Below are 3524 nucleotides of genomic sequence, written 5' to 3'. Positions count from 1 at the left end.
GTCCCGTACGGGGCGGGGAGGGAGGCGGGTGCCGGTCGGGTCAGCCGGTGCAGCCCTGCTGGCCGGTGCCGAGCGTCGCGCAGGCCTTCGCCGCCGCCTCGTTCTTCACGGCCACCATCGGGGTGTACGCGTCCCCGTCCGCGTCGACCTCACCGCTCTGCCCGCCCGCGCCCGAACCGGTGCCGGTGCCGGTGCCGGTGCCGGTGATCCGCACCGTGTCGCCGGGCTGCGCCCCGTTGATCCGGGCCCAGGCGGCGCCGCAGCTCTTGCTGTAGCGGACCTCGACGAGCGCGGTGCCGACGGTGACATCGGTCGACGTGGTCACCAACTCGCCGCCGCAGCCCATCTTCTCGGGGTCCTTGCCGGTGCAGTCCGCGCCCGCGCACTTCACCCCGGCGGGCAGCTTCGGCGCGCTGCTCGTGGGCGGCGCGGACGGCTTCGCCTCCGGCTCGCCGCCGGGCCCGAAGCCGGTCAGCCAGAGCGCGCCCGCAAGCACCGCGAGCACACCGACGACGCCCACGAGGACAAGGGTCACCTTCCGCCCCTTCCGCCCGCGCGGCGGTACGGCGTCCAGCGGGGAGAGGGGCGGCCCCGGCGGCGGGCCCTGCGGTCCTGGCGACGCGGCGACACCACCCCGCGCGCCGCCGGGCGCCTGCGAGGCGTCCGGGTACGCGGATGGCGCGGGCGCCGCCGTACGCCCGCGCGCCGCCCCGGACTTGGTCCTGGTGTCGGCGCGCACGGTGCCCGACTCGCCCAGGGCGGCGCGCGCCTGGGAGATGCGTATCGCCTCCATGGTCATGTCGTGCCGCATCTCGGAGCGGCTCCAGGCGCGCTCCGCGAGCTCCCACATGGTCGTGAGGTGCAGCGGATTGGTGCCGGTGACCTCGGCCAGGGCGACGATCGCGCCCTTCGGCGCGAGCAGCCGGCCGTTCAGATACCGCTCCCACGACGTCTTGCTGTACCCGGTGCGGTCCGCCAGCGCCGCGATGCTCAGTCCGCTGCGGTCCACGAGCCTGCGCAACTGGCTCGCGAACTCGCGCACCTGCGGATCGAGTTCATCCGGTAGCGCCCTCCAACGAGGCATTGCCTCCCCCTTGTCCCCCCGTATCCGATTCCGCCGACCCCCGCGCGCGATGCGTCCGCCCTGCCCGTGATCCGCCTCTGCAGCAGGGATGTCCGTGGCCGGAAGGTCAGTTCCCGCCATGGGGGCGGACAGATGCACCGGTGACCCAGCGCGCGCCCCTTTGCGCGCCCATGAGTACGCGGCCAGTGTCCCACCGCCACGGGGATCCGCCTCTGGGAACCCCGTCATTACGTACTCGTGAAGATCGTTGCCGCCCGCGCACACCGTGTCGGAACGGTCACTTCCGCGTCACAGGCACCGGTCGGCTCTTGAACCACGGTTGTCGCGTCCATGACTCTGTAGTCCGAGCGCGAACACGCCTTCGGGACACCGCCTCACCTGCGGCAGGCCTCTCGGCCCACCGCATCACGGACTGACGGCGCCCGTCCTCCCTCGGGGGAGAGGACGGGCGCTGTCTCCGTTCTCGTACGCCTCTCGTACGTCAGGAATCGGCCACCTTGGGCTTCGCTGTCGCCGTCGCGCGGAAGCAGAACTTCCGGGAGGCCCGGACCAGGCAGGCCTCGACCTCCCGGTGGTCGCCGCGGCCCGCCGCCGCCATCGGCGTCGACAGGGACGCCTCCGCGTCGAACCGGTCCCGTACCTCGGTCTGTTGGGGTCCGATCCCCGGTGCCGTGATCTCGATACGGTCGCCCGCCCGGCCCCGGTCGATCCGGGCCCACACCGTCCCGCACACCGAGGAGCGGCGCACCTTCACCACCGTGCCGTGGGCGAAGCGCCGTTCGGCCAGCGTGCTCGGCTGCAGGGCGGCGCCCGAACAGCGCGTCGCCTCCGGGTCCTTGCCGGTGCAGCTGTCACCGGAACACCCCGGTCCGGGCGCCGCTCCACGTGCCGGGCGCTTGCCCTCCGCCGTACTGCCGCTGCCGTCCACGCCCCACAGGAGCAGCACCACCCCGGCGGCGACCACGGCGAGCCCGCCGGCCACCCCGGCGAGAAACCCGGCCGACCGCGACCGCCGGGGCGCCGCGACCTGTTCCGGGGCCTCCCGTGACGGAGCAGGCGGGGGCGGAGGGGGAGGCGAAGGCGGCGACGGCGAGCGGCTCGTGGCCCGGCCGCTCCAGGTCGCCTCGGCCAACTCCCAGAGCGCGAGCGGCCGTTGCGGAGGCGCGCCCGCGAGCCGGCACAGCTGCTCGACGGCCTGCCGGGGCGGCAGCGCCTTGCCGTTGAGATAGCGCTCCCAGGACGACTTGCTGTACGGCGTCCGCTCCGCGAGCGCCGCCAGGCTGAGCCCGGTCGCGGAGCGCAGCCCGCGCAGCGCCTCCGCGAGCCGAGCGCACTCCACGGCCCGCCCGGCCGCAGCGCCGGTGCGGCTCGCGTCCCCACTCCCCCGCCGGTCCTCCCGTCGGTCCTCCCGTTCCGTCACGTCCGCAGCACCTTCCAGGTGTCCGGGCCGACCTTCCCGTCGACCGCGATGTGCCCCGCGTCCTGGAGCCGTTTCACCGCGCGCTCGGTGGCGTTGCCGAAGGCGCCGTCGGCCACGCCCGGCGCCTCGCCGTGGTGGCGCAGCAGGCACTGGGCCTCCACCACGGACCAGCGCGTCGACGTCCGCTCGATCATCTCGGTCCGGGTACGGCTGTAGCCCGCGTAGAGCCGGCCGTCCTCGTCCCGCCGCACGGCGCAGTCGTACGCCTTGTCCGGCCGGTAGTCGAACTCCCCGTACTCCGGGTGCGGTTCACCGGTGTACGGCCGGTACGGATCGGCCTTCGCGTCGTCGCCGGCGCCGCCCGACCAGGGCCGGAGCAGGGCGAAGAGGCCCAGCATCAGGAGCGCCGTGGCGAGGCTCGACACGGCCATCGCCACCCACGGCAACCGCCGCACCCACACACCCCCGGTGCCACCGGAGTCGTCGGTGCCACCCGCGTTGTCGGCGTCGTCGGCGTCGTCAGCACCTCGCGGCGGCTCCCCCGTGTCCCGGCTCGCCCCCCACGCCGCCTCCGCGACCTCGCGCAGCGCGAGCAGCCGCGCCGCGTCGGTCCCGCAGGTCCGCGCCAGGGCCTCGACCGCCGCCGCCGAGGGCAGCGAACGGCCGTTGAGATAGCGCTCCCAGGACGATCTGCCGTACCCCGTCCGCGTGGCGATCGTCGCCACCGAGAGGCCGCTGCGGTCCTTGAGCCTGCGTAACTGCACGACGAACTGCCGGACCCGCTGGTCCTGCGAGTCGGGCAGTTCCTTCCACCGAGACATGTCCCACCCCCACGTCCTGGAAGCCCCCGCCAAAAGCCCCTGCCGGAAGCCTGCTGAAAGCCCCTGCCGGAAGTCCCTGAGGACAGCCCCCGAATGATCCCTGCTGGAAAGATGCCCAGCTCTGCCCGCCCGGTTCCGGGCATCGGAGGCACCGCGAACCGGAACGAGCCACCCCGCGCCCCGCACGCGCCCCCGCACT

3 protein-coding genes are annotated in these 3524 nt (G+C 74.3%); all 3 read right to left on the bottom strand.

The features are described 5' to 3' along the window. Positions 1-40: 40 nt before the first annotated feature. The gene (locus tag GUY60_RS35920) at positions 41-1084 is read right to left on the bottom strand and encodes a helix-turn-helix domain-containing protein (protein WP_161705625.1); all 1044 of its coding nucleotides are present in this window, start codon (positions 1082-1084) and stop codon (positions 41-43) included. A 481-nt stretch (positions 1085-1565) separates the two neighbouring features. Next, positions 1566-2504, bottom strand: a complete 939-nt coding sequence (locus GUY60_RS35915) for a helix-turn-helix domain-containing protein (protein WP_161705623.1) — start codon at positions 2502-2504, stop codon at positions 1566-1568. Continuing rightward, positions 2501-3325 carry a helix-turn-helix domain-containing protein gene (locus GUY60_RS35910; RefSeq protein ID WP_161705621.1) on the bottom strand — a complete coding sequence of 275 codons (825 nt, stop codon included), beginning with the start codon at positions 3323-3325 and terminating at the stop codon, positions 2501-2503. Before GUY60_RS35910 ends, GUY60_RS35915 begins: the two co-directional genes overlap by 4 nt. Positions 3326-3524: the final 199 nt, after the last annotated feature.

The organism is Streptomyces boluensis, assembly GCF_009908195.1.
GTDB lineage: Bacteria > Actinomycetota > Actinomycetes > Streptomycetales > Streptomycetaceae > Streptomyces > Streptomyces boluensis.
The sequence above is the reverse complement of the archived record's forward strand: the minus strand, read 5'-3'. Positions and strand labels throughout refer to the sequence as shown.

Coding starts and splice junctions, on each gene's coding strand:
- GUY60_RS35910 (WP_161705621.1), bottom strand. CDS start 3,325: ATGTCTCGGTGGAAGGAACTGCCCGACTCGCAGGACCAGCGGGTCCGG.
- GUY60_RS35920 (WP_161705625.1), bottom strand. CDS start 1,084: ATGCCTCGTTGGAGGGCGCTACCGGATGAACTCGATCCGCAGGTGCGC.